The sequence below is a fragment of the Thermogutta sp. genome, assembly GCF_014359955.1.
GTDB lineage: Bacteria > Planctomycetota > Planctomycetia > Pirellulales > Thermoguttaceae > Thermogutta.
This window is the reverse complement of sequence record NZ_JACIYL010000731.1, coordinates 1-2,233: the sequence shown is the minus strand read 5'-3', so window position 1 is coordinate 2,233 and position 2,233 is coordinate 1. Positions and strand designations below refer to the sequence as shown.

The following is a 2,233-nucleotide window of genomic DNA, read 5'->3' as shown; positions in this document are numbered from 1 at the left end:
TTTTCTCACCGTTACTCCAAAACCCCGCCGAATTCCCCACTTGTCACGACCCATGAACACCCGCCAAAGTACTGGCTGTGTCAGTCACTTTCTGAATGGCCTTGCGAATCTGAAAGAGACTCTGCGGACAGTTCTCCACCACTCGATCCTTGAACCTGGACTTCTGGCGATGGAAATGCGGCGCCCGCGAGCCGTTCACGAAGTGCCTCGTAAAGGCGCAGGATCCTGTCCACGTCCAGTTGTTCCGCGCGAGATTGCGGATCGAATCCGAGGTTCCGGAGTACCTCGTCCACAGCCGCTTTATCCGTTTTTCTGCCCAGGGCACTCAAAACCTGAGCACGCAAAAACTTCCTGCGATGAAGAAACAACCCGCGGATGAAGTTGTGAAACAGCTCCCGGTTCGGGATGCGCTCTCGTCGTTCCGGTTCCAACACGATGTGAATGATCGCCGAAAAGACTTTCGGCCGCGGCCAGAACACCTGCGGGGGCATGGTCCGCTCAATTTTCGCGCGACACTGGCTCTGAATCCAAACACTCAGCGCCCCGTAATCTTTGGTACCCGGCCTGGCGATAATCCGATCGGCCAGCTCCTTCTGAATCGTCGCCGTCATCGTCACCGGAGGCCGTTCCAGTGAGAGCAAATTCGTCAGCACCGGAGTGGCCACGTTGTAGGGCAGATTCGCCACCAGCTTGAACTGCCGGTTTCCTTCGCCCAGGGCCTGCTCAACTGCCTCCAGCACCGCGGGATGGAAACGATTTTTGCTTTTCAGAGCATCCTGACACAACAGTCGGACGTTGGCCTTTTGGCCAACCAAGTCCTTGGCAACTGCGTGGAGCTTGGGATCAATTTCCACCGAAATGACATATCCGGCACGTTCCGCCAGCAAGTTGGTCAGGCTACCGGTTCCCGTGCCGACTTCCAGGACCACATCCTCGGGGCCCAACTGAGCCGTATCGGCGAGAACTCGCAGTAAGTTGAGGTCAATAAGGAAGTTCTGCCCAAGGTCTGTTTTCGGGCGAATTCCAGCAGCCTCCAGACGTTCTCGCACAAACGTCAGGGTTTGTCGCGGCGAGCCAGCGCTGCTCATGGGGATCTGCGAGCTATTCCCTCTGCCAGCTTCAAAACGGACACGTCCCTAAACAGGCCAGGTCTTTGCCTCGAGTTGCCTCTCCACATATTTGGCTAAAATGTCTGTTTCCAGGTTCACTTTGTCACCCACCTTCATCGGTCCCAAAGTCGTTACGGCAAGTGTATACGGAATGAGGGCTACACTGAATCGCTCAGGCTCACTATCGACAATGGTCAGGCTCACGCCGTCAACGGCGATGGAACCTTTGGGGGCCATCTGTCGGGCCAGTCGGCGCGGAATCTTGAACCAGAACCGCGACCACTCTCCGAAATCCTCCCGTTGAATGAGATACCCCACATCGTCAATGTGACCGGTCACAAAATGCCCGCCCAAGCGATCCCCTATCTTCAGTGATCGCTCCAAATTAACACGACTTCCCTCTTTGAGGTCTCCCAGATTTGTTCGCGAGAGGGTCTCCGGCCCCGCCTGGAACGCAAAGGTGTCACCGTCGACGGCAATGACCGTCAGGCAACATCCGTTGACGGCGATGCTGTCGGCCACCTTGGTCTCCGCAGCAATCCGGGGTTCCCGGACGACGAGCCGCACCCCTGGGGGTTCCGAAATGACCGCTGCGACGGTGCCTAGTGCCTCGACAATCCCCGAAAACATGGGGCCACACTCCTTTCACGTCTCACTTTTTATGGAAACCAAGCTGCACGCGGTTACAGAAGATGCACTGCTACTATTAGATGCTAAAGGGAACCGTGGACATTGGCTAGCCGCACCGGCGCGTGCCGAGGTCGGTAGCTGGACAGCCGATTGTTCCAAATAAACGAAATTAACGAAGCCCAGAAGCCCACATTGTTCGGCCGGCCAAAAACTAATATGATGAACTCTGATCCCCAAGTGTGCGGGAATGAACCGGCTCCCCGAGAGTACCGTCTTCGCCTTGAGACGACATCCATTTCTTCCGATCTATGAACCCTGAAGCCCGGACACCGGCGGCCCCTGATCCCAAGTCGGCACCCTCCCCAGGTGGTGAAACTCTTCGCTTGACTGAAAACGTGAAATTGCTTCTGGAGCATGCCGCATCGGTGGCAAAAGCGGCAGAGGCAGCAGCCATTCTCGTCTTATGGTCGGGAAAGGCGGATTGTTCCCGCGTG

General features: G+C 56.5%; 2 protein-coding genes. Both read right to left on the bottom strand.

Annotation, left to right across the window (positions count from 1 at the left end; genetic code table 11):
• Window positions 1-80: 80 nt before the first annotated feature.
• Window positions 81-1,088, bottom strand: a complete 1,008-nt coding sequence (gene rsmA / locus H5U08_RS16390; RefSeq protein WP_297035502.1) for a 16S rRNA (adenine(1518)-N(6)/adenine(1519)-N(6))-dimethyltransferase RsmA — start codon at window positions 1,086-1,088, stop codon at window positions 81-83.
• Between the two features lie 48 nt (window positions 1,089-1,136).
• Window positions 1,137-1,739 (bottom strand): riboflavin synthase, encoded by a 603-nt coding sequence (locus tag H5U08_RS16385; RefSeq protein ID WP_297035499.1) that lies wholly within the window; start codon window positions 1,737-1,739, stop codon window positions 1,137-1,139.
• Window positions 1,740-2,233: the final 494 nt, after the last annotated feature.

Bases quoted from the DNA above. Each gene is read 5' to 3' on its own strand.
- rsmA (WP_297035502.1), bottom strand. From the start codon at position 1,088: ATGAGCAGCGCTGGCTCGCCGCGACAAACCCTGACGTTTGTGCGAGAA.
- H5U08_RS16385 (WP_297035499.1), bottom strand. From the start codon at position 1,739: ATGTTTTCGGGGATTGTCGAGGCACTAGGCACCGTCGCAGCGGTCATT.